A 20,247-nucleotide genomic window follows, 5' to 3' on the forward strand; every position below is an offset into this window, starting at 1 on the left:
ACGCTATTGTCGATAAATCAAAAGAGCTACAATATAAAATTCAACCTAATTAAACGGAAAAAAATGGCAACAAGAGGTACTGTAGTCCTAGATATTATCGGCACTTGCTTCAGATTAGAAAAGCCCCGTCAAAAACTGCTTGAAATAGGTGCTACTCCCTATACTATGCAACTTTGGTTTGCCCAGACTTTACGCGATGCTTTTGCTTATTCTCATGCAGGTAGATATCTACCTTTAAAAGAAATACTAGAAGCAGAATTACCTCGGACATTAAAGGTACTAGGTATTGAAGCAAATGCAGAGCAGCGATCGCAAATAGTAAAATCCTTTTCTGAGTTAGATTTACAACCAGACGCTTTAGATGCTTTTAAAACCCTAACCGCCGCAGGTTTCCAGCTAATTGCTCTCACCAACGGTAGCGCAGAATCTACCCAAAAACTGTTAGAAAATGCTGGTGCAATTCAGCACTTTGAGCGTATTCTTTCCTGTGATACTGTTCAAAAAACTAAGCCGCATCCTGAAGTATACGAAATGGCTAAACAAAATGTAGCAGGTGATATTTGGATGGTTGCTGCCCATGCTTGGGATATTGCTGGCGCTGCTAATGCTGGTTTGAAGACTGCTTTTATCACTCAGGAAGAAAAAGAGTACTTATCTGTTTACCCGCAACCAGAAATAATTGCTGATAGTTTATTGCAAGCAGCAAATAAGATAGTACTTTGACTTAATCAAAACCTTTCTTTGATCTCCCATTAAAAATGGGGAACGCAATTAAGATAAACTAAACTACCCCAGCGCAAAAATTAAATGGAAACTAACCCAGTAGAAACAAATCAAGACCTACCCATCGAACATCAAAATGTCCCTGTTGCACATCAGGGATTACATGGGTTTTTATACAGTTCCGATGACGAACACACCGCCGAAGTTACTACTATTCCTCAAATTGAAAGCAATAGTGCTGAAATTCTATCTCTAGAAACTTGGTGCGATCGCGCTTCAAATGCCAAAGTCGCTGGTGTATATGCTGTCTTAGACACCCAAAACCGTACTCAATATATAGGTTACTCCCGTAACGTACTACTTTCACTCAACGGTCATCTTACCCAAAACGGTAAAGACAAGTGTGCGTTTGTGCGTGTACATACATATAAATTCCCCAAACGCGAAGAAATGGAAAGCTTGCGAGATCAGTGGATATCTGAACTTGATAGCATTCCACCAGGTAATAGTAGCGATCGCGAAATGTGGGCAAGTACAATAGGCGAAGCCGCCAAAGCAGCAATGTCAGCAGCAGAACGCAACGCTTATGAAGAGAAAAAGCTGAAACTACGCAAAGCAATGGCTGATACAGCTTTAAATAGGAACTTAGAGGCAATAGATGCAACTGAAGCACAACGTCGCGAGAATTTAGAAGCTGCGGTTAAAAATGATGACTGGAGCGCGGTAATCAATGAACAACAATAAACAATTATCCATGACCAATAACCAAGGTTAATAATTCATAATTATTAATTCGTTAATCTGACCTCGTTTTTGAGCATTAGAATTTATCATCCTACTAGCCTTAACACGCTCAATCTTGTATCCCTGATATGCTTTTTCAAAGAAATCATCATCAGGGTTAATGTTTTTTGGATCAGAATTACTAAGCATTAACTTTGCACCTCTAGCATCCAGCTTTCTAAAAAAATCAGCTAAACGTATTTGTGCTGCATCATCAAATTCTAGATTTGAATACGAATTAAAGTTAGCTGTGACACTAATAGGACGGTATGGCGGATCAAAATAAACAAATGTCTTGTTATCTACAACATCTTCACAACTCATAAAATCCCCATGCCTAATTTCTGCATCTTGTAAAATTGCTGAAACAGCACGTAAATTATCAGTTGAACAGATTTTTGGGTTCTTGTAACGTCCAAATGGTACATTAAACTCAGACTTAGAGTTGACGCGATAAAGACCATTAAAACAAGTACGATTTAAAAATATTAGGTAAGCAGTACGTTCTACACAAGCCTGATTAATTTCATTTAAGTTAATATCTTGCTGATGTAAATTAAATTTAGAACGAATATCATAAAATAGTTCTTTTTGTTGATCTACTTCTAAAGTAAAATATTTAGCTTGAATTTCTAATAATGAATTAATTAAACTCTCTACATCATTTTTAATAACCTGATATGCCATCACTATTTCTGGACTAATATCAGCAATAACAAATTCTTCAATCAAATAATTTTGAGCTATATAAAATAAAACTGAACCACCTCCGATAAATGGCTCAACATATCTGTTAATTTTCCCTAACTTTAATTGTTGAGGGAAATAATCAACAAATTGTGGAATTAACTTGCTTTTACCACCAGCCCATTTTAAAAAGGGCTTTGCTTGTGCTGAAGATATTTCTAAAGGCATTAATCAAAAAACCTCTTGTACCCATTCGATCAATCGTGTATTTAATCTGCGTTTATCTGCGTTTATCTGCGGTTAATCTGCGTTCTAAAAACAACATCATAATTTTTGCAAGCAGCATAAATACTACACAGCATTAAGCCACGTAGAATATAACATCTCCCACACTACCCTATTATTCTGCGCTGAAATGTGCGATCCTTAACTCCTGAGAATTATTCCAAAAGTATGATGGACAAAAATCAACGTCAATCTTATTGGCGTGCCAATAAAGCATTAATCAGAAATCTCCTGGTTGTTTGGGCGTTAGTGTCAATCGTTTTTAGCATCCTGCTAGTACAACCATTAAACACCATCCGGTTAGGCGGGTTGCCGCTTGGCTTTTGGATGGCGCAACAAGGTTCGATCATCGTTTTCGTAGTGCTAATTTTCATCTACGCGATCGAGATGGACAAACTAGACCGTAAATCTAACATAGATAAATAAGGGTGGCTTATGTCTGTTGAATTATGGACTATTTTAATAGTCGGCATTTCCTTTGTAGGATATCTCTACATCGGTTGGCAGTCCCGCGTTAAAGTAAGTTCTGACTTTTTCGTAGCAGGGCGGGGAGTACCATCAATTGCCAACGGTGCGGCTACGGCTGCTGATTGGATGTCAGCCGCTTCTTTTATTTCGATGGCGGGAATAATTTCCTTTGCGGGTTACGACGGTTCAGTTTACTTGCTAGGGTGGACTGGTGGTTATGTATTGCTGGCGCTGTTATTAGCCCCTTATTTACGGAAATTTGGCAAATACACCGTCCCCGACTTTGTAGGCGATCGCTATTACTCCAACGCCGCCCGTTTAGTTGCAGTATTTGCAGCTATCTTCATATCTATGACTTATGTCGCAGGACAGATGCGGGGTGTGGGAATTGTTTTCAGTCGCTTCCTGCAAGTAGATGTGAACACAGGCGTATTAATTGGTATGGTAATTGTCGCCTTTTTCTCAGTTTTAGGCGGTATGAAAGGCATTACTTGGACGCAGGTAGCACAATATGGTGTGTTAATTTTTGCTTATTTAATTCCAGCTATTGCAATCTCAATGGTGCTGACTGGCAACCCCATTCCGCAACTAGCTTTTACCTTTAGCGATATTGTCGATAAACTCAACCAAGTTCACATAGATTTGGGTTTCAAAGCGTATACGGAACCATTTGCTACCCAGTCGCAATTAGATGTTTTGTTTACTACAATCGCTTTAATGGTAGGCACTGCTGGACTACCTCATATTTTGATCCGTTTTTACACTGTTCCTGATGTGCGATCGGCACGTTATTCTGCTGGTTGGGCATTACTATTTATCGCCATACTTTATACAACTGCCCCAGCATTATCAAGCTTTGCCCGTTATAACTTAATTAATACTTTGCACAATCAAACTATTGAGCAAATCCAAAGCTTAGATTGGGCGCAAAAATGGGAAAAAACCAAACTACTCAAATTTGATGATAAGAATAACGATGGGCGGATTCAACTGACACCTGATAAAGCAACCAACGAACTAGACATCGACAAAGATATCATCGTTTTATCAACACCAGAAGTCGCAAACTTAGCACCTTGGGTAATTGCCTTAGTTGCTGCCGGAGGATTAGCAGCAGCTTTATCGACAGCATCAGGATTATTATTAGTAATTTCCAGTGCTGTTGCCCATGATGTATATTATCGCATCATTAATCCCCAAGCTTCCGAAGAATTGCGAGTCATGGTTGGTCGAATAATGATTGGATTTGCGATCGCCATTGCGGGATATTTTGGAGTTAACCCCCCTGGATTTGTCGCTCAAGTTGTCGCCTTTGCCTTTGGTTTAGCTGCCGCGAGTTTCTTCCCAATAATTGTATTAGGAATATTTGACAAACGTACAAACCGTGAAGGTGCGATCGCGGGGTTACTAACAGGATTAGGTTTCACTGCTTTTTATATCATTGGTGTCAAATTTGGGGGAATGCAACCTTGGTTTTTTGGGGTATCACCTGAAGGCATTGGCACATTAGGAATGCTGATTAACTTTGTAGTTACTTTGATAGTTTCTCGATTAACTCCACCCCCACCATTGGAAATACAAGAGATGGTAGAATCACTGCGATCGCCAGATGGAGAATTACCTGTAGAGGCATCCCATTAAGGGAGCAGAGGGGCAGAGGGGCAGAGGAGCAGAGGAAGCTAAAAGAAAGCACCAACTACTGATAACCATGCCCCATTCTTAATAAACTTCGTAGCATTATGTCAGTTAAAGGGGAATGGAAGAGGAAAAGTTAAATAGTTTTCCTAATCACTAATCACCAGCCCCCTTTCTGATAAACTGCTGCAAAATCTCACTCGGTTTCCTATCCCAAGTATCAATATGCTCGTATATCAAGCAATCTTGATTTAACTTATATGTAGAGTAGCCATTAAAGAATATATGCGCCTTCCAGGGTACACGCAATACACCCCGCACAGTCCACTTAGCAATAATAGTGTCCTGATTTTCTTGATATACATCATGCACATCAAAAAATATTTCTGTAAAAAATAATTTGGCATGAAATCTCAGCGTCCAAAAGATGATGCGATAATTAAACTTCCACTTAAAAGTATTAACTGGATCTTTAAAGAAAATATCTTGTGTATAGATATCATAAGAAATATCCCGCTCAAAAAGAGTTGGCAAATCCTTTTTAAGCGTTTCTATAACACCTTCTATTTTTAACTGATCCTTCACAATTTCTTCTTTGCGATCTTTGCGCTTACCTTGGCGACCTTGGCGTTAAAAAACTCTAACTCTCCGCCCAACTTCTAGCCCAATCTAAAGTTTGATGAACCTGTTCTAAATTCTCCGCCTCACAATACAGACGCAAAACAGGTTCAGTACCACTAAAGCGAATGAGTAACCAACTACCATCAGCCAAACGGAACTTATAACCATCAATAGTTAAACAATCTACAACCTCACGCCCCGCAATTTCTGTTAAAGGCTGACTTTGCAATTGTTCTACTAAACGCGATCGCACTTCCATACTGGCTAATGGTAAATCAATCCGGTCATAAGCCGAAAAGAAACCTGTTTCTTGCTGTAGCCTGTGATAAATCTCGCTTAAATCACTATTCGTTTGAACCACAGTTTCTAACAAATACAAAGCTGATAACAAAGCATCTCTTTCAGGAATGTGATGACCGTAACCAATTCCCCCAGATTCTTCACCACCTAATAACACCTGAGTTTCTAACATTCTGTCAGCAATGTATTTATACCCAATTGGGGTTTCATACACAGGCAGATTGTAAAGTGCTGCAACTTTCGGAAATAAATCAGAACCGCTAATAGTTTTAATGACTTCGCCCTTATATCCCCGTCTCAGTGCCAAATGTTCTGTCAGGATGGGAATCAAAAGTTGGGAACTCAAGAAATTACCTTGCTTATCAACAGCAGCAATGCGATCGCTATCTCCATCAAACACCAAACCGACGACTAAACCCGATTCATTACTGCTGCTATAGCTACGAATACGTTCAAACAATTTACCTAGATATTTCGGCAAAGGTTCCGGTGCGCCACCTTCAAATAAAGGATCGCGATCGCTATTAATTTCCTCAACAGACACCCCTAACAGCCTCTCCAACCCACTCGCGGCTGCTCCGTGCATCACATCAACAAACACGGTTAATTTACCGTTCCTAATCGCCTCCTGAATTCCTGCAATATCTACCTTTGTCTGCAACCCCTCGCAGTAACTCTGCCAAGGATCAAATAGCCGTAAACTTCCACTCCCCGATGGTGGTGTGAATGTCTCAGATAACAACTTTTCAATCTGCTGAGTTACTTCTTGAGGAACCGAACCACCAAACCCACCCTTAACTTTTAATCCCAAATATCCGCCAGGATTATGACTGGCAGTAATCACCAAAGCTCCTATTGCCTTTTGTTGATAAGCTGCCCAACTAAAAGCAGGAGTTGGGGCATAACCTTCGCTCAACAGCACATCAAACCCTGCCGCCTGCACCGCCTCGGCTGCTGCACGGGCAAAATCTTCTGCCATAAAGCGACGGTCATAGCCCACAATAATAGTTCTGCTATTAGTCGTGCCACCATAGACATCTGCCAAAACATGAGCAGCTATAGGGGCGACAGTGATTAGGCGATCGAAGGTAAAATCAGCAGCAATTAAACCTCGCCAGCCGTCTGTACCGAACTTAATGGGATGCAGGGCAACCGACATTTAAGCAAAGGGGCAAAATTCCCCAGTGAAAGTGTTAACGGCTGGATTTTATCATTAGTTAAGTTACTTGTCATAATTACAGAGAATTGTGAACTTAACAAAAATTAAGATTCTGCTTCCGCCTCTGGATTAGTAACAGGTACATCGGTTTCAGAGAAATTTTTAAGTAGCGATCGCAGCCGCATCCGGTCAATATATGGCCAACCGCCCTCCTCCTCAATATCCTTCAGAAGTGCATATAAAGCCTGTCGGTTATCCGGTAAAGAAACCTGGAACACCCCCTCTTGAATTTCTCTGTGTAACCGTTCCAGCGTCCGTAACAAAGCCAAAAGCGCCAAACTATCACCCTCACACTTTGTCGCTAAAGCACGAACAGCATCAGCAATAACTCGCAGTTCCGACTGCCGTTCCAACTCAAAATCTTGCTTCTGATTCATGCAGTTAAGTTAAGTAACTAGATTAATTTCAACAAACCCGGAGTATGAATGCCAACTTTATACAGAGGAAAGGCGACTCTTCCCGTGTACAATGCTGTATCGGAAGGGGGATCGCGCAACCGTCGCTTTCATGTGACCCAAAATATAGCATGAGTGAAATCTCGTTAAATGTGGACAATAAACCTCAACTTGCGAGGATTTACAAATGCTTATAGGCGTGTTCAAGATCACCCTGGCAGATATTTTTGATATTAGATATTCAGGATTGAGGTAGAAAATGAAGTTTCGTGGTTTCATCGTTGCATTCCTAGCATTGTGCTTGGGCGTGCTAACTGCCTGTAGTGAAGGTCCAGCCTCTGCGACCAATGCTCCACTCACCTACGACCAGATCAGAGGTACAGGGTTGGCGAATAACTGTCCAATTCTTTCAGAAACAACTCGCGGTGCTATTCCTGTAGATTCCAGCCAAACATACTCCTTGAAAGAGTTGTGTTTACAACCGACAACCTTTTTTGTTAAAGAAGAATCGGTTAATAAACGGCAAGCCGCAGAATTTGTTCCAGGTAAGTTATTGACACGCTTCACATCTAGCCTTGATCAAATTTCTGGAACAATCAAAGTTAGCAAAAATGGCAGCCTGACATTCACCGAAGAAGATGGCATTGACTTCCAGCCTATTACCGTCAGACTAGCAGGTGGTGAGCAAGTACCTTTCTTCTTCACCATTAAAAACCTAGTTGCCAGCAGCCAACCTGGTATGGATAGTATTAACACCTCCACAGACTTTGAAGGTGAGTTTAACGTCCCCTCCTACCGAGGTGCTGTTTTCCTCGATCCTAAAGGTCGCGGTGTAGCTAGTGGCTATGATAACGCGGTCGCTCTGCCATCCGAAGCCGATAGTGAACAGCTAAGACGTGCTAACGTCAAGCGTGTAGAAACTGGGAAAGGCAAAATTTCCCTCCAAGTTGCGAAAGTAGATAGCAACACAGGCGAAGTTGCAGGTACATTTGAAAGCGAACAACCTTCAGATACAGACTTGGGGGCTGATGATCCCAAAGAAGTAAAAGTTCGGGGTATTTTTTACGCTCGCATTGCACCTCAGCAAGCCTAATCCCAATTCAAATATTGCCAACCCTTTGAATAGTTGTGTGGTAACTGCGACAGGGGCCTTTGCCCCTGTTTTTTATAGCACTCAGCTTTTTTATATTTATGAAGTTGTATAAAGAACACCTCTACAACTTGTCAATAGCTTTGTGTTTCTGACTATATTTAAAGGAATTGCAATATTGATGTTAACTTTTAAATTTCAGTAAATACTTCTAGTTATTAGATCCAAAACTTGTGATCTGTAGCACTGCTAGCAGAAAATAATACGTGCATTTTAGTATAAATGCTGTTGTCATTAGTTTAATTAAAGCATAAACTAAAACTTGTCAGGGAGTGTTAAAAGCAACAGCTATAATAAATTCCCTATCTAAAAATCTCTTTAAACCCATCATCAGGCTTAAGAAGCAGAGACAAAAGTGTTAATCTCGAAGTTCTCGTCTAGATCCAATACTGTCTTTAGCTTCTTCAGTTGTTGCTCTACCAACTGAACTTTGAATATGTCAACAATACTTACCCAAGACCTTAAGCATCAAACATTACAACTCTTACGAGAGTATCAACAGTCTGGTTCGGCAAGTATCCGCAATCAGCTAGTAAAACTCAACTTGGGATTAGTTAGAAAAGAAGCCCATTATTGGGTCAACCAATGTACAGAAAGTTATGAAGACTTATTACAAGTTGGTTGCTTAGGGTTAATTAGCGCAATTGAAAAATTTAATATCAGCAAAGGTCATGCTTTTAGTTCCTTTGCCCTTCCGTATATTCGCGGAGAAATTCAACATTACCTCAGAGATAAAGGTTGTTCAGTTCGCATCCCTCGTCGTTGGCTGGCTATAAGACAGCAATCTGTGGAAATTACACGAAATTTTCACACCAAATACAACCGACAACCCACAGAAGCAGAAGTAGCCGCAGGGCTAGAGATATCTTTACAAGAATGGCAAGAAATTAAACTTGCTTATCAAAATCGCGAACCTGTGAGCCTAGATCTACCAGTTGGCGATGCAGAGGAAGGCTCAACTTCATTAGGAGAACTGGTACCAGATAGTCAATATCGGAGTTTTCAGTTAGCCCAAGAAGACCAGCTTCGGCTGCAACAAGCTTTAGTGCAGCTAGAAAATCGCACTCGTGAGGTTCTAGAATTTGTTTTTCTACAAGATTTAACCCAAAAAGAGGTCGCAGAACAGTTGGACATTAGTGTAGTTACAGTCTCCCGTCGTGTCAAAAAGGGGCTGGATATGCTGAAAATTTTAATGGTAGGCGCGGAAGAATAAACAATCAAAACTAGAAAATTAACCGTAAATTTACGGACTCAATAATGTTACTAAGTAATTTTTGGTAGCTAGTTGCAAGTTACTAACAGGATAATATAGAGGAACATCCCATTGCCGCCTGAGAGTCCCTATGACATATATAGGGGAAAAACTATTTGGCAAACTTAGGGTAAACCGTTGGTGGACTGGTTATGCGTAGACTCTCTTTTTTGATTGCATTCCTGGGAATGCTAGCTTTATCAATCGGCAGTTGTTCAAATGAAGGTGACGGTAGTAACACAAGTGGGAACAGCCCTTCTCCTGTGGCATCCCAAGCCGCACCTCAAACAACCTCTAAGGAAAAGCCTTTTTCTAAGCCAGCATTAGTGCCGAAAAAGCCTACAGCCTCGCCATCTCCAGTGAAAGTGGCATCTGTTTCGACCTTGATTCAATCCACTAACCCTGATGAGCGTGTACGGCAAGTGCAAAAAGGACGACCCGATCCCTTTGCCTTAGTTCCGGTACAGCCGATTGTGACGATTAAACCATCGGAAGATGGCACAGAGCCGTCTCCCGCTACGTCTCCAGGAAACGGAACAAATCAGTCTCCTACCTCTCCAGGAAGCGGAATAAATCAGTCTCCCAGACCAGTCCCGACGGTTCCTAGCTTACCGTCAGCATCTCAGCCTAGACCAGGGGTACAACCGCCTGCAACTTCGTCTCAGCCTCCCAGAGCGACTATATTACCGCCGCCTCCAAGTGTGCCAAGATCGATCGCTCGTGCTGCGGCACGCCCTAGTAGTCCTAGTGTGCAACCTCAAGCGAGTAAGGCTCCTACTGCGGCACAGCCTCAAGCTAACAATCCTTCAGTTTCTCCTGCGACACCAAGGATTGTTAATGTCCCGCGTTCTCCTGCACCACCAAAAATTGTTAATGTTCCGCGTTCTCCTGCGCCACCTAAGATTAATGCGGTTCCACGTAGCAGCGTGCCGTCTCCACGCAGCTATGTGTCTCGTTCTAAAGTACAGGCTAAAACTAAAAATGCCCCACGTCGGAATGTACAACCTCAGTCGCCTGGTATCGGTGGTCTCGGTTCTACTGTGGGAAAAGCAAGGTCTTGGTATGGTTCGTCTATGGCGACAACCCGCGTTGCCAGCATTGGTGCGCTGTTTGTAGCTGCTAGTGCGGCTAATCCTAGTTCTTCAAATCAGCCAAAAACTTTGCCACGCAAAAGTTCTGGGCTAAAGTCAGGTAGTGGAGATGGGATGGTTTTTAAGATGGAAGCCGTTGTTGGAGTTACTCCGGCATCTCTAGCTAAAGCGAATGTTGTCCCACGTCCAAGTTCAAGACTAGCAGCCGCTCCTAAAAAACCTGCTCAACCGCCTAAGAAGAGTGCAGCTAAAGCTAAACCTCCAGCAAAAACGACAGCTAAAGCTAAACCTCCAGCAAAAACAACAGCTAAAGCTAAACCTCCAGCAAAACAACAGCTAAAGCTAAACCTCCAGCAAAAACAACAGCTAAAGCTAAACCTCCAGCAAAAACAACAGCTAAAGCTAAACCTCCAGCAAAAACAACAGCTAAAGCTAAACCGCCAGCTAACGCATCCACTGCTGGAAGACCTAAGCCAGTTACTCGAACCAACACTGCGGCACGTCCTAAACCACCTGCGGCAAATCGGAATGTAGCTAATGGAGGATCAAAGGTAGGTGCTACAAGCGCAGCACGTCCTAAACAGCCTACAACAGCACGGAATGCGGCTAATACGCTCTCGCCCGCAACTAATGCTGCTACCCCTATTGTCGCCCCAGGCGCTACATCTGCGGTTGGTTTAGGTGCACAACTTGGAACTCCGGGTGTGGGGAGTAATAGTACACTGCCTACTATTCCTGCTCCAATTTTTAGACCTGAACTGCCAAAATTACCAGAGCCTGAATTGGCAAGGGCAGTGGCAATTACAGGGGTGGTGCAAATAGGTGATACTACTCAAGCAATTGTGAAAGCACCTAATGAAACATCTAGCCGTTACGTTAAAGCAGGCGATCGCATTTCTAATGGGCAGGTTTTAATTAAGCGCATTGATATGAATGAAGGACCTTCTCCAATTGTTGTTTTGGAACAGTACGGGATTGAAGTACCTCTTAGGGTAGGTGACAATCAACAAGGTACTTCCACTACAGGGCAACCTGGAGGCTAGTTCAGGGAAAAGTTATCAGTAACCAGTTATCAGTTGCTTAAATTTGAGTTAACTTAATCTGGTTACTGATTTTTTTTATGTGTTGGAGTGGAAATGACGCAGCAGTTAGTTTTAGAACAAGGGCGATCGCAAATTTATTCTCCTGGTTTACCTTTGGCTGTATACCGCGAAGTGGCTGCACATTTACGTCAAGTTGAGGGAGTAAATACAGGTTTACTTCCTCAGCAATCCCAGAAGTTTGATTACAACGATAGCCAAATTGGGGCTTTGTGGATTGAGTTTTCGGTTGTTGCTGATGCAGCTAGTAGAGAACAAGTTGAGCAAATCTTGGCTTATTATGGCGATCGCTATTCCCCTTGGGAAAAGTTTGATTAGAAGGTAGAGGGGCAGAGGGGGGCAGAGGAAGCGGAGGAAGATGTTAATTTATTAATTGATAATGGATAATTGATAATTGATTAATGGGTACTATCCAAGCTTTACGTGGAACGCGAGATATTCTGCCTGATGAAATCGGGTATTGGCAACGGATAGAAGCTATTGCACGGGATATTTTAGGGAAAGCAACTTATCGAGAAATTCGTACACCAATATTTGAGCAAACTGATTTGTTTGAACGTGGTATTGGCGAAGCTACTGATGTAGTTGGTAAAGAAATGTATACGTTTAAGGATAAGGGCGATCGCTCAAATACCCTACGTCCTGAAGGTACTGCTGGGGTGGTACGCTCCTATATTGAACATGGTTTACACGCTCAAGGTGGAGTACAGCGCCTTTGGTATACGGGCGCAATGTTTCGTTACGAACGTCCGCAAGCTGGTAGACAGCGACAGTTTCACCAGTTAGGTGTGGAAGTTTTGGGAAGTGCTGATCCCCGCGCTGATGCAGAAGTAATTGCGATCGCAACTGATATTCTGCGAACTTTGGGTTTAAAAAATCTCCATCTTAATCTTAATTCGGTTGGAAATTTAGAAGACCGTCAGCGTTATCGTCAAGCATTAATTGATTATTTAACACCTTATAAGGATGAGTTAGATCCAGATTCGCAAGATCGTTTAACTCGTAATCCTTTAAGAATTTTAGATAGTAAGGATGAAGGTACACAAGCAATTGCTAAAGATGCGCCGAGCATCCTAGATTATTTAGGTGCAGACTCGCAACGTCATTTTGAGCAAGTACAACAATTATTAACTGATTTAGGGATTAGTTATGAGTTAAATCCGCGTTTGGTACGTGGTTTAGATTATTACACCCACACAGCTTTTGAAATTATATCTGATGATTTAGGGGCGCAAGCAACTGTTTGTGGTGGCGGTCGTTATGATGGATTGGTAGCACAATTAGGTGGAGTAGATACGCCTGCTGTTGGTTGGGCTATTGGTTTAGAACGCTTAGTTTTATTGTTGCAACAGTTACAGGCGCAAACGTTACCAGTATTAGATTTTTATGTAGTTTCTAGAGGTACTAATGCTGAGTCTCAAGCTTTAGTTTTAGCTAATAAGCTGCGGAATGTTGGGTTTAGTGCGGAATTAGATTTAAGTGGTAGTGCGTTTAAGAAACAATTTGCACGCGCTGATAAAAGTGGGACTGTTGCTTGTTTGATTTTGGGTGATGAAGAAGCAGAAAACAATACAGTTAAATTGAAGTGGATGGTGTCTAAAGAACAAAATGCGATCGCGCAAGCTGATTTATTAGCAAAAGTTGATGAATTGCGCGATCAAATTGCTGCTTTGAGAACTGAAACCACCTAAATTTTTATATCATTTTAAACAATCTCTCCCTGAATGTGCTATATGCACCGCACTGCTGATCCCACTAGACGGCGAATTGAAATACGCTTTACTCGTTTGGGTAAAGTAACGAATGTACAGTAAACAGGGAAGAGGAAATAGGGAACAGTAATAAATTACTCCTCTCTCCTCCCTCCTCCCCCCTCCCTCATTAAGCACCAATAAGTTCTAGTGCATCTGTCCCACTAAGTTGCCGCGCGATCGCACTTCTCACTTCTAACTTAGCCACGCTAAACTGGTTACGGAGATATTCTAAATGCGTCATTGCATTAGCTTTCTCAGCAGTTAAACGCATCATCGTATTAATTGCTTGTTGATACTCTAAACTTACCTGAAGCACTTCAAACCGACGCGCTTTGCGTTGATTATCATTCTTTAAATGCGGCTCAAAAGCCGAGATTTTATCCGCATTATTTTCAATTCGATTAATTTGCAATTGCACTGCTGCAAGTTGTGAATCTAATTCATTAACAGCTTGAGCCGCTTGTGCGATCGCGGCTGGATATTGACTTAATTTCATCACAAATTTCCCTCAGAAAATACTGGGTAATGAATCTTAAAAAAAGCTTTGAAGAGAGAAATCTTGTGTTAACTAAGCAACCAACTCCTTAAGTTGTGGTACAGCAGGAACCGTAGGAACATCTATCGACCGTTCCGGCTGAGGAAGAGGCGCTTTTTCTAACACTTTGACTTCAATACTGACAGACACTAGATAATCACCCGCCTCTTCTCCCACCGCTTCAGCAAGCATACTTGCTAAGTCTGGGCGTTCAGCAGTAATGGGATTCCTTAAGGTGCAGCGATCCCACTCATGTTGGGCGTTGGGATTAAGGCTAAGAACGTAGTGCTTAGTCATGAAATATTGACTCCATCTGGGTTTCAGGCGTGTGCTGACTTGGGAAGCCTACCTCTTCATTATAGTACATCCGTACTGAATTTGGGGAGATTTTAACCAGAATTGGAGCGATCGCCAAAATTTTGTTTAATTTTATAACACTATATATAGAGTATAAGCACATAAACTTCTCTATATGTAGCGTAGCCTTTATTACCTACAGGATTTACGCATCCGTTACAATAGAATCACAATTGCAAAACCAAATAGAGGTTGTTATGGCTGTGCAAATGCTGAAACGGCTTTTCACAGTAGAGGAATATTACCAAATGGCTGCGGCTGGTATCCTCACTGAAAATGACCGCGTAGAATTAATCAAGGGAGAGATTGTTAAAATGGCAGCCCTTGGTAGTCGTCATGGTGCGTGTGTAAATCGTTTAAATAGCTTATTCTGGCAACTGCTAGGTATACGTGCTATAGTAGCTGTTCAAAATCCAGTCAGATTAAACAATAACTCTGAACCACAACCTGATATAGCATTACTGCAACCTCGCCCTGATTTCTACGCCTCCGCACATCCTCAACCCTCAGATATATTTTTAATAATTGAAGTTGCAGACACGACAATTGAATATGACAGAGAAGTAAAACTACCTTTGTATGCAAGTAGTGGAATATCTGAAATTTGGATAATTAATCTGAATCAAGAAGTCATAGAAGTTTATCGGAATCCTAATAATAATAGATACGAAAGTGTGCAAATTTTTCAACGGAATAGTCAGATTGATATCCCAGCTTTTGCTAATTTTAGTTTAGCTGTAGATGAGATTTTAGGATAGATTTGTAGGTTGGGTTAAGCGCAGCGCAACCCAACGCAAACTTTGTAAATGTTGGGTTTCACTTCGTTCTACCCAACCTACGATAAAGTAATTATAAACTCCCCTGCCTGTTAACCGGGAGGGCTAGGGGGTGGGGTTATCCACCTTTTATCCCAGTCCCTAATCACCAGTCCCCAATCCCCAACTTAATCATTTCTCTGACTATCAAGTGGCAGAAATCGTTGTAAAGCTTCACTCACTGGCACTTTAATAATAGGAATTGCCAATTGTGGCATTTTAGAACTCGGCGCGATCCACTGCCGTAATTGGTTCAAAGGATTACTTCCACCGCACAATAGTAAGTGATCTCCAGCCCGCAATTCTACAGTTTCATCTGGAAAACGAATAAATTTGCCTTCTCTACGAATAGCTTGTACTTGCACACCATACTCGCGTCTAAAATCCAATTGGGCAAGAGTTTTTCCAACCCCTAAACTATCCTCTGGAATTTGCAACCACTGACAAGGAGTACTACTTTCTGGAATTACCACTTCACCTTTAGCAAGTTCATTAAAAGCTGCTTGTTCTTCCGGCTGTCCAACAACTAAAAAGCGATCGCCTTTTTCTAAACTAATCTTGGCATCAGGATAATCAATTTCCTCACCGCGATCGCGCCGAATTGCTACTAAACTCACGCCAGTTAACGAGCGAATATTAGCTTGTCCTATAGTCATGCCTACCAGGGGCGAATCACTAGGCAAACCATACCATTTGCTATTCATTTCTTGAGCCGCAAATTGCAAATCTCGCGCAATTTCAGACTGCGATCGCTCTGGGCGCAAATCTAAATAATGAGAATTACGAATTTGTTCAACTTCCCTGGCAATTACTGCTATCGGCACACCTAAACCTGTTAACAAATGAGTAGCCATTTCTAAACTTGCTTCAAACTCTGGTTGCACCACTTCCTTAGCGCCTAATTGATAAAGCAGTTCAATATCTCGGTTATGATTTGCCTGGACAACAATATCTAAATCAGGCGCTAACTCTAATGCCCGCTTCAAAGCTAGTCTAGTACTCATCGCATCTGGCAAAGCAATCACAAGCGATCGCGCCTGATCTACCCCCGCCTTTTCTAATACGTGCAAACTAGCAGCATTGCCATAAACATAAGGCACTTCCGCCTCTCTAAGTTTCTGAATCGCAGCTTCCGATTGATCAATTACTACAATCTGAGAATTATGCTCATTTAACAGCCGTACTAAATTGCGACCAATCCTACCATACCCACAAACCACTACATGATTCTGTACAGGTATATCAATTGCAACTTCTAAAGGAAGTTCCATCGAATTGAAATACGGCTTAAATATTGGTACTGTCTCCAACCAGTTAAATAACTGCGGAATTACTTGTAATACAAACGGCGTAAGAATCAATGTTACCGCCGTAGTCCCTACAAGTAATAAATAAACTCGACGGGAAACCAAGCCTAAAACTTGCCCTTCACTAGCAAGTACAAACGAAAATTCCCCAATTTGAGCTAACCCCAGCCCAACAATTAACGCAGTTTTTAAAGGATAATTAAACAGTTTAACTAATGGCGTAATAATTAAAAACTTGCCTACAAATACTAGAAATACTAATCCTAAAATTAACTCCCAATTGTTCCATAAAAACACCGGATCGATTAGCATCCCTACCGAAGCAAAAAACAGCGCCGCAAACACATCTCGCAACGGTTCCACATACGTCAAAGTTTGATCAGCGTACTCCACCTCAGAAATCATCAAACCAGCGACAAATGCCCCCATTTCAATACTTAATCCCATCTGCTCAGTCAGCAGAGCAATACACAAACACAGCGTGACAACGCCTAATAAAAATAGCTCCCGACTTTCAGTTTTTGCCAGCAATCTTAATAAACGTGGAATTAACCAAATCCCCACTGCAACAGCACCCGCAGCAAATAAACCGATGCGTAATAGTGCTTGTCCAATAGCCATCCCAATCGCTTCAGGTGGTTGATCCAACGCGGGTAATACTGCCAACATTAAACCCAACGCTAAATCTTGTACCACCAAAATCCCCAGCATCACCTGTCCATGAGGCGTTGCCGTTTCATTGCGCTCCATCAAGCACTTCAGCACCACAGCCGTTGAAGATAGAGACAAAATTGCCCCTAAAAACACACCTTGGGCTGGAGATTTTACCCAACCTATCCCCAAGGAAACTAATGTTGTCACCAGGATGGTTAAGACAATCTGTAAACCACCACCACCCAAGCTAATTTTTTGAACTTTTTTAAGTTCTGCAAAGGAAAACTCGACACCCAGAGCAAATAATAAAAAAGCTGCTCCAAACTGTGCCAGAGTCTCGATTTGCACCACTTCTTTAATTAGCCCCAAACCAGCAGGTCCAACCACCATCCCGCCGATAATATAGCCGAGTAATGGTGGTTGTCTCAGCAGTCCAGCTAAAAGTCCACCACTAGCCGCCGCCACCAGCACTGATACTAAGTCAACGATTAATCTAAAGTCTTCTTGCACAGATTTTTATTATGAGAAAAATATTAAGCTATATAAAGTTTAGAATATACAGCTTTTTTTATGAATTTGCGCCAATGCCTGCAACTCTAATCAGGGGCTTTGATGTAGCGGTTAATAGTTCACGACGTAGGAATGAAAATGCCAGGTGGAAAAATAGATCATGGGATGCTAGCAAGTGCGGATAGCTAAGATAGAACAGAAATAAACTAGACTGACTGTTAGGATGCCTGTCTTGTTACTCAAATCTTTGATACCACTTAGCTTTACTCATCACTGGACTGCCTTGATTAGCTCATACAAACAGCCTTTGCAAGCATTATCAATCGCTACAAGCCTTACTTTGGGAATCGCTGCTAGTTTACTCGCGATCGCATCCCCAGCAAAAGCTTTACAAGTTCTTCGTGTAGAACCGCAAAATCCCAAATTGGGAGATACGCTCTCAGTAGTGGTGCAATCAGATAACCAGGACAATAGCACCGCTCCTAGTGTGAAGATGGGTAACAAGACTTACCCAGCTTTTTTGATTGGTACAAATGAATACCGCGCATTTGTACCCACCAGCCCATTAAATCAAGCTGGTAACTGGAAAATGGTTGCTACTGGGGATGGAGAAGTCAAGAATTTCACAGTCAACGTGCGATCGCGTTCCTTCCCAGTCCAAAGAATAAATCTACCCCCTGGAAAAGCTGGCGTGTCAGCAACCCCATTGGAACTTAACCGTGTAGCTGCATTTAAAAGCTTAGTCACGCCTCAAAAATTCTGGAATGGGGCATTTATCAAGCCTAACGCGGGACGAATTAGCTCAATTTACGGAGTACGCCGTTACTACAATGGTGTATTCGCTAAAGACTATTACCATCGTGGAGTAGATTATGCTGGCGGCTATGGTTCACCAGTAGTTGCCCCCGCAGCAGGACGGGTGGTATTAGTAGGTAGCGTAGCACAAGGTTTCCGTGTTCATGGCAATGTTGTTGGCATCGATCACGGTCAAGGCGTTACTGGGATATTTATGCACCTCAGCCGCACTAATGTTAAAGAAGGGGATTTTGTGCAACCTGGTCAACTAATTGGTGCAATTGGTTCAACAGGCGCTTCCACAGGTCCTCATTTACATTGGGGATTTTATGTGAATGGAGTTTCTGTTGATCCAACTCTTTGGCGCTCTTCAGGATTAAACTAAAATTTGTAGCAAATCTCACCCACTGTGGCAACTTTTGATTAAATGTAGGTTGTAGACAATCTGATAATTTCCTGCTGCCTCAAATCAACACGGTTGCCACGCGAAAATTATTTGAGACGATATTCTTAAGCCAAGAAAAATAATGAGTATTCAAAAAATAGTTGAACAAGCATTGCATGATGGTTATTTAACACCAGCGATGGAAGCTGAAGTGGGGCGGATATGTGACACCGCCTCAGAGCTTTCTATCGAAGAATATATGGCGCTGGATCGCTTGATGGGCTCGCTGTTGACGGGTGAAGTGGTTGCTGTACCTCGCAAGCAGTTTATCAACGTCATGGAAGAATTGGTGCTAACAGAAGCAATTGCTCGTGTAGCTGAAATTGAAGCCACAAGCGATCGCATCCTCGATGTTGGCGATATTGCCGCTTATGCCCTCAATCGACTGCCTCCCCTATATGCTACGACTGAAGAAGGCGCAAGCTACCAAAGAATGCGAGCTAAAGAAGAACTTCAGGAATTAATTACCCAACAAGTCAGCGAAGCGATCGCCCGCAACCTTGACAGACCCGAATTCTTTCCAGAACGACAAGCTATCGGCAAAGGCAGTGGCAAAGATATACTCACTCAGGTTAGCGGCTTACTACAAGTCTATGCTCCTGACTTTGAGCAAACCACCCCTAATAGCTAATCGCTTTTAGCTTTGCCCTCGTTCCCAGGTTAAACCTAGAAACTAATTATTGAGGCTCCGCCTCATCGCTCAAATTCGTGCAACTGAGTAAAACCTTTGTAGAGACCTTTTAATACAACGTCTCTACATTTGCATTTCTAAGAGATGTTTATTCACGCACAATCACAGGTGTTCCAACTGCCACCTGTTCATAAATCTTCTCAATATCTTGATTTTCCATCCGTAAACAGCCATGAGAAACAGCTTTACCGACTAACTGCTCATCATTAGTGCCATGAAAGCCAATTTGTGAACGTCCATCTGACCAAAACCCAATCCAGCGAGATCCTAAAGGATTATTTACCCCAGGTTGCACAACTTCACCTGTAAGTGGATGCCGCCATATAGGATTTTTTAGCCTTTTCAATACTTTGAAATTACCTGTGGGAGTTTGCCAGCCTTCTTTTCCTATAGCCACAGGATAACTCGCACTCAATCGTTCACCGTGATAAATATAGCTGCGGCGATCGCTTAAATCAACAACTAACCGAGAATCGTTGGCTACAATATTACTTGCCTGCCCAGGAGACGATCCACGTAATAAAACTGGCATTTTGGGTTTGGTAAGCATCATAGAAGATGGTTGCAAAGCCAGCAATAATACCCCTGCTGCGGTAAAGCACAGAAGCATAAAGCTTTGAGAAAATGACTCATCTGTTTTCACTGCTCTCAAAACTGCCAGAAATCTCTACACTT

The 20,247-nt window shown here is 42.1% G+C and carries 21 protein-coding genes; 13 read left to right on the forward strand and 8 right to left on the reverse strand.

Annotated features, from left to right (window positions below):
• Positions 1 to 63 precede the first annotated feature (63 nt).
• Entirely contained in the window at positions 64 to 723 is a 660-nt protein-coding gene (locus tag CRI9333_RS15755) for a haloacid dehalogenase type II (protein WP_015204163.1), read from the forward strand.
• An 84-nt stretch (positions 724 to 807) separates the two neighbouring features.
• Positions 808 to 1,467, forward strand: a complete 660-nt coding sequence (locus tag CRI9333_RS15760) for a GIY-YIG nuclease family protein (RefSeq protein ID WP_015204164.1) — start codon at positions 808 to 810, stop codon at positions 1,465 to 1,467.
• 27 nt (positions 1,468 to 1,494) lie between these two features.
• Here CRI9333_RS15760 and CRI9333_RS15765 read toward each other — a convergent pair whose 3' ends face one another.
• Positions 1,495 to 2,421 carry a DNA adenine methylase gene (locus tag CRI9333_RS15765; RefSeq protein ID WP_015204165.1) on the reverse strand — a complete coding sequence of 309 codons (927 nt, stop codon included), beginning with the start codon at positions 2,419 to 2,421 and terminating at the stop codon, positions 1,495 to 1,497.
• A 228-nt stretch (positions 2,422 to 2,649) separates the two neighbouring features.
• Between CRI9333_RS15765 and CRI9333_RS15770 the strand changes: the two genes are divergently transcribed.
• The gene (locus tag CRI9333_RS15770; RefSeq protein ID WP_015204166.1) at positions 2,650 to 2,904 is read left to right on the forward strand and encodes a DUF4212 domain-containing protein; all 255 of its coding nucleotides are present in this window, start codon (positions 2,650 to 2,652) and stop codon (positions 2,902 to 2,904) included.
• A 9-nt stretch (positions 2,905 to 2,913) separates the two neighbouring features.
• Complete coding sequence (locus CRI9333_RS15775; RefSeq protein ID WP_015204167.1) at positions 2,914 to 4,587, forward strand: sodium:solute symporter family protein; 1,674 nt, start codon at positions 2,914 to 2,916, stop codon at positions 4,585 to 4,587.
• Between the two features lie 150 nt (positions 4,588 to 4,737).
• Here CRI9333_RS15775 and CRI9333_RS15780 read toward each other — a convergent pair whose 3' ends face one another.
• The 3 genes from CRI9333_RS15780 to CRI9333_RS15790 all read right to left on the reverse strand — a co-directional run bounded on the left by CRI9333_RS15780 (position 4,738) and on the right by CRI9333_RS15790 (position 7,098).
• On the reverse strand, positions 4,738 to 5,166 hold the full coding sequence (locus tag CRI9333_RS15780) for a DUF2358 domain-containing protein (RefSeq protein ID WP_015204168.1): 429 nt from the start codon (positions 5,164 to 5,166) through the stop codon (positions 4,738 to 4,740).
• A gap of 55 nt (positions 5,167 to 5,221) precedes the next feature.
• Positions 5,222 to 6,661 (reverse strand): phosphoglucomutase/phosphomannomutase family protein, encoded by a 1,440-nt coding sequence (locus CRI9333_RS15785; RefSeq protein ID WP_015204169.1) that lies wholly within the window; start codon positions 6,659 to 6,661, stop codon positions 5,222 to 5,224.
• Between the two features lie 104 nt (positions 6,662 to 6,765).
• Positions 6,766 to 7,098, reverse strand: a complete 333-nt coding sequence (locus tag CRI9333_RS15790; RefSeq protein WP_015204170.1) for a hypothetical protein — start codon at positions 7,096 to 7,098, stop codon at positions 6,766 to 6,768.
• 277 nt (positions 7,099 to 7,375) lie between these two features.
• Between CRI9333_RS15790 and psbO the strand changes: the two genes are divergently transcribed.
• From psbO to hisS, 6 genes are all read left to right on the forward strand, one after another.
• Positions 7,376 to 8,209, forward strand: a complete 834-nt coding sequence (psbO, locus tag CRI9333_RS15795) for a photosystem II manganese-stabilizing polypeptide (protein WP_015204171.1) — start codon at positions 7,376 to 7,378, stop codon at positions 8,207 to 8,209.
• 493 nt (positions 8,210 to 8,702) lie between these two features.
• A complete protein-coding gene (locus CRI9333_RS15800) occupies positions 8,703 to 9,479 on the forward strand; it encodes an RNA polymerase sigma factor SigF (RefSeq protein WP_015204172.1) in 777 nt (258 codons plus the stop codon).
• Positions 9,480 to 9,670: 191 nt separating this feature from the next.
• Entirely contained in the window at positions 9,671 to 11,143 is a 1,473-nt protein-coding gene (locus CRI9333_RS15805; protein ID WP_015204173.1) for a hypothetical protein, read from the forward strand.
• 170 nt (positions 11,144 to 11,313) lie between these two features.
• Entirely contained in the window at positions 11,314 to 11,652 is a 339-nt protein-coding gene (locus CRI9333_RS15810) for a hypothetical protein (RefSeq protein ID WP_051035399.1), read from the forward strand.
• A 93-nt stretch (positions 11,653 to 11,745) separates the two neighbouring features.
• Positions 11,746 to 12,027 carry a hypothetical protein gene (locus CRI9333_RS15815; RefSeq protein ID WP_015204174.1) on the forward strand — a complete coding sequence of 94 codons (282 nt, stop codon included), beginning with the start codon at positions 11,746 to 11,748 and terminating at the stop codon, positions 12,025 to 12,027.
• A gap of 83 nt (positions 12,028 to 12,110) precedes the next feature.
• On the forward strand, positions 12,111 to 13,400 hold the full coding sequence (gene hisS, locus CRI9333_RS15820; protein WP_015204175.1) for a histidine--tRNA ligase: 1,290 nt from the start codon (positions 12,111 to 12,113) through the stop codon (positions 13,398 to 13,400).
• Between the two features lie 190 nt (positions 13,401 to 13,590).
• On the opposite strand, the gene CRI9333_RS15825 is transcribed toward hisS, so the two are convergent.
• Together CRI9333_RS15825 and CRI9333_RS15830 are read right to left on the reverse strand one after the other, a co-directional pair.
• On the reverse strand, positions 13,591 to 13,959 hold the full coding sequence (locus CRI9333_RS15825) for a hypothetical protein (RefSeq protein WP_015204176.1): 369 nt from the start codon (positions 13,957 to 13,959) through the stop codon (positions 13,591 to 13,593).
• Positions 13,960 to 14,031: 72 nt separating this feature from the next.
• Positions 14,032 to 14,295 carry a hypothetical protein gene (locus tag CRI9333_RS15830; protein WP_015204177.1) on the reverse strand — a complete coding sequence of 88 codons (264 nt, stop codon included), beginning with the start codon at positions 14,293 to 14,295 and terminating at the stop codon, positions 14,032 to 14,034.
• A 257-nt stretch (positions 14,296 to 14,552) separates the two neighbouring features.
• Here CRI9333_RS15830 and CRI9333_RS15835 point away from each other — a divergent pair, with 257 nt between their 5' ends.
• Positions 14,553 to 15,113 (forward strand): Uma2 family endonuclease, encoded by a 561-nt coding sequence (locus CRI9333_RS15835; protein WP_015204178.1) that lies wholly within the window; start codon positions 14,553 to 14,555, stop codon positions 15,111 to 15,113.
• 185 nt (positions 15,114 to 15,298) lie between these two features.
• Here the strand turns inward: CRI9333_RS15835 and CRI9333_RS15840 are convergent, their stop codons facing one another.
• Positions 15,299 to 17,641 carry a cation:proton antiporter domain-containing protein gene (locus CRI9333_RS15840; RefSeq protein ID WP_015204179.1) on the reverse strand — a complete coding sequence of 781 codons (2,343 nt, stop codon included), beginning with the start codon at positions 17,639 to 17,641 and terminating at the stop codon, positions 15,299 to 15,301.
• A 223-nt stretch (positions 17,642 to 17,864) separates the two neighbouring features.
• Between CRI9333_RS15840 and CRI9333_RS15845 the strand changes: the two genes are divergently transcribed.
• Together CRI9333_RS15845 and CRI9333_RS15850 are read left to right on the forward strand one after the other, a co-directional pair.
• Complete coding sequence (locus CRI9333_RS15845; protein ID WP_015204180.1) at positions 17,865 to 18,821, forward strand: M23 family metallopeptidase; 957 nt, start codon at positions 17,865 to 17,867, stop codon at positions 18,819 to 18,821.
• Positions 18,822 to 18,963: 142 nt separating this feature from the next.
• The gene (locus CRI9333_RS15850) at positions 18,964 to 19,512 is read left to right on the forward strand and encodes a late competence development ComFB family protein (RefSeq protein WP_015204181.1); all 549 of its coding nucleotides are present in this window, start codon (positions 18,964 to 18,966) and stop codon (positions 19,510 to 19,512) included.
• A 148-nt stretch (positions 19,513 to 19,660) separates the two neighbouring features.
• Here CRI9333_RS15850 and CRI9333_RS15855 read toward each other — a convergent pair whose 3' ends face one another.
• Positions 19,661 to 20,215 (reverse strand): L,D-transpeptidase, encoded by a 555-nt coding sequence (locus tag CRI9333_RS15855; RefSeq protein WP_232229342.1) that lies wholly within the window; start codon positions 20,213 to 20,215, stop codon positions 19,661 to 19,663.
• Positions 20,216 to 20,247 lie beyond the last annotated feature (32 nt).

Origin of the sequence: Crinalium epipsammum PCC 9333, from assembly GCF_000317495.1 — a bacterium.
Lineage (GTDB): Bacteria > Cyanobacteriota > Cyanobacteriia > Cyanobacteriales > PCC-9333 > Crinalium > Crinalium epipsammum.

Excerpts from the sequence above, each read along its gene's own strand:
- CRI9333_RS15830 (WP_015204177.1), bottom strand. The coding sequence starts at position 14,295 with ATGACTAAGCACTACGTTCTTAGCCTTAATCCCAACGCCCAACATGAG.
- CRI9333_RS15845 (WP_015204180.1), top strand. The coding sequence starts at position 17,865 with ATGCCTGTCTTGTTACTCAAATCTTTGATACCACTTAGCTTTACTCAT.
- CRI9333_RS15835 (WP_015204178.1), top strand. The coding sequence starts at position 14,553 with ATGGCTGTGCAAATGCTGAAACGGCTTTTCACAGTAGAGGAATATTAC.
- CRI9333_RS15850 (WP_015204181.1), top strand. The coding sequence starts at position 18,964 with ATGAGTATTCAAAAAATAGTTGAACAAGCATTGCATGATGGTTATTTA.
- CRI9333_RS15790 (WP_015204170.1), bottom strand. The coding sequence starts at position 7,098 with ATGAATCAGAAGCAAGATTTTGAGTTGGAACGGCAGTCGGAACTGCGA.
- hisS (WP_015204175.1), top strand. The coding sequence starts at position 12,111 with ATGGGTACTATCCAAGCTTTACGTGGAACGCGAGATATTCTGCCTGAT.
- CRI9333_RS15770 (WP_015204166.1), top strand. The coding sequence starts at position 2,650 with ATGGACAAAAATCAACGTCAATCTTATTGGCGTGCCAATAAAGCATTA.
- CRI9333_RS15760 (WP_015204164.1), top strand. The coding sequence starts at position 808 with ATGGAAACTAACCCAGTAGAAACAAATCAAGACCTACCCATCGAACAT.
- CRI9333_RS15785 (WP_015204169.1), bottom strand. The coding sequence starts at position 6,661 with ATGTCGGTTGCCCTGCATCCCATTAAGTTCGGTACAGACGGCTGGCGA.
- CRI9333_RS15815 (WP_015204174.1), top strand. The coding sequence starts at position 11,746 with ATGACGCAGCAGTTAGTTTTAGAACAAGGGCGATCGCAAATTTATTCT.
- CRI9333_RS15755 (WP_015204163.1), top strand. The coding sequence starts at position 64 with ATGGCAACAAGAGGTACTGTAGTCCTAGATATTATCGGCACTTGCTTC.
- CRI9333_RS15800 (WP_015204172.1), top strand. The coding sequence starts at position 8,703 with ATGTCAACAATACTTACCCAAGACCTTAAGCATCAAACATTACAACTC.
- CRI9333_RS15775 (WP_015204167.1), top strand. The coding sequence starts at position 2,914 with ATGTCTGTTGAATTATGGACTATTTTAATAGTCGGCATTTCCTTTGTA.
- CRI9333_RS15825 (WP_015204176.1), bottom strand. The coding sequence starts at position 13,959 with ATGAAATTAAGTCAATATCCAGCCGCGATCGCACAAGCGGCTCAAGCT.
- CRI9333_RS15805 (WP_015204173.1), top strand. The coding sequence starts at position 9,671 with ATGCGTAGACTCTCTTTTTTGATTGCATTCCTGGGAATGCTAGCTTTA.
- CRI9333_RS15765 (WP_015204165.1), bottom strand. The coding sequence starts at position 2,421 with ATGCCTTTAGAAATATCTTCAGCACAAGCAAAGCCCTTTTTAAAATGG.
- psbO (WP_015204171.1), top strand. The coding sequence starts at position 7,376 with ATGAAGTTTCGTGGTTTCATCGTTGCATTCCTAGCATTGTGCTTGGGC.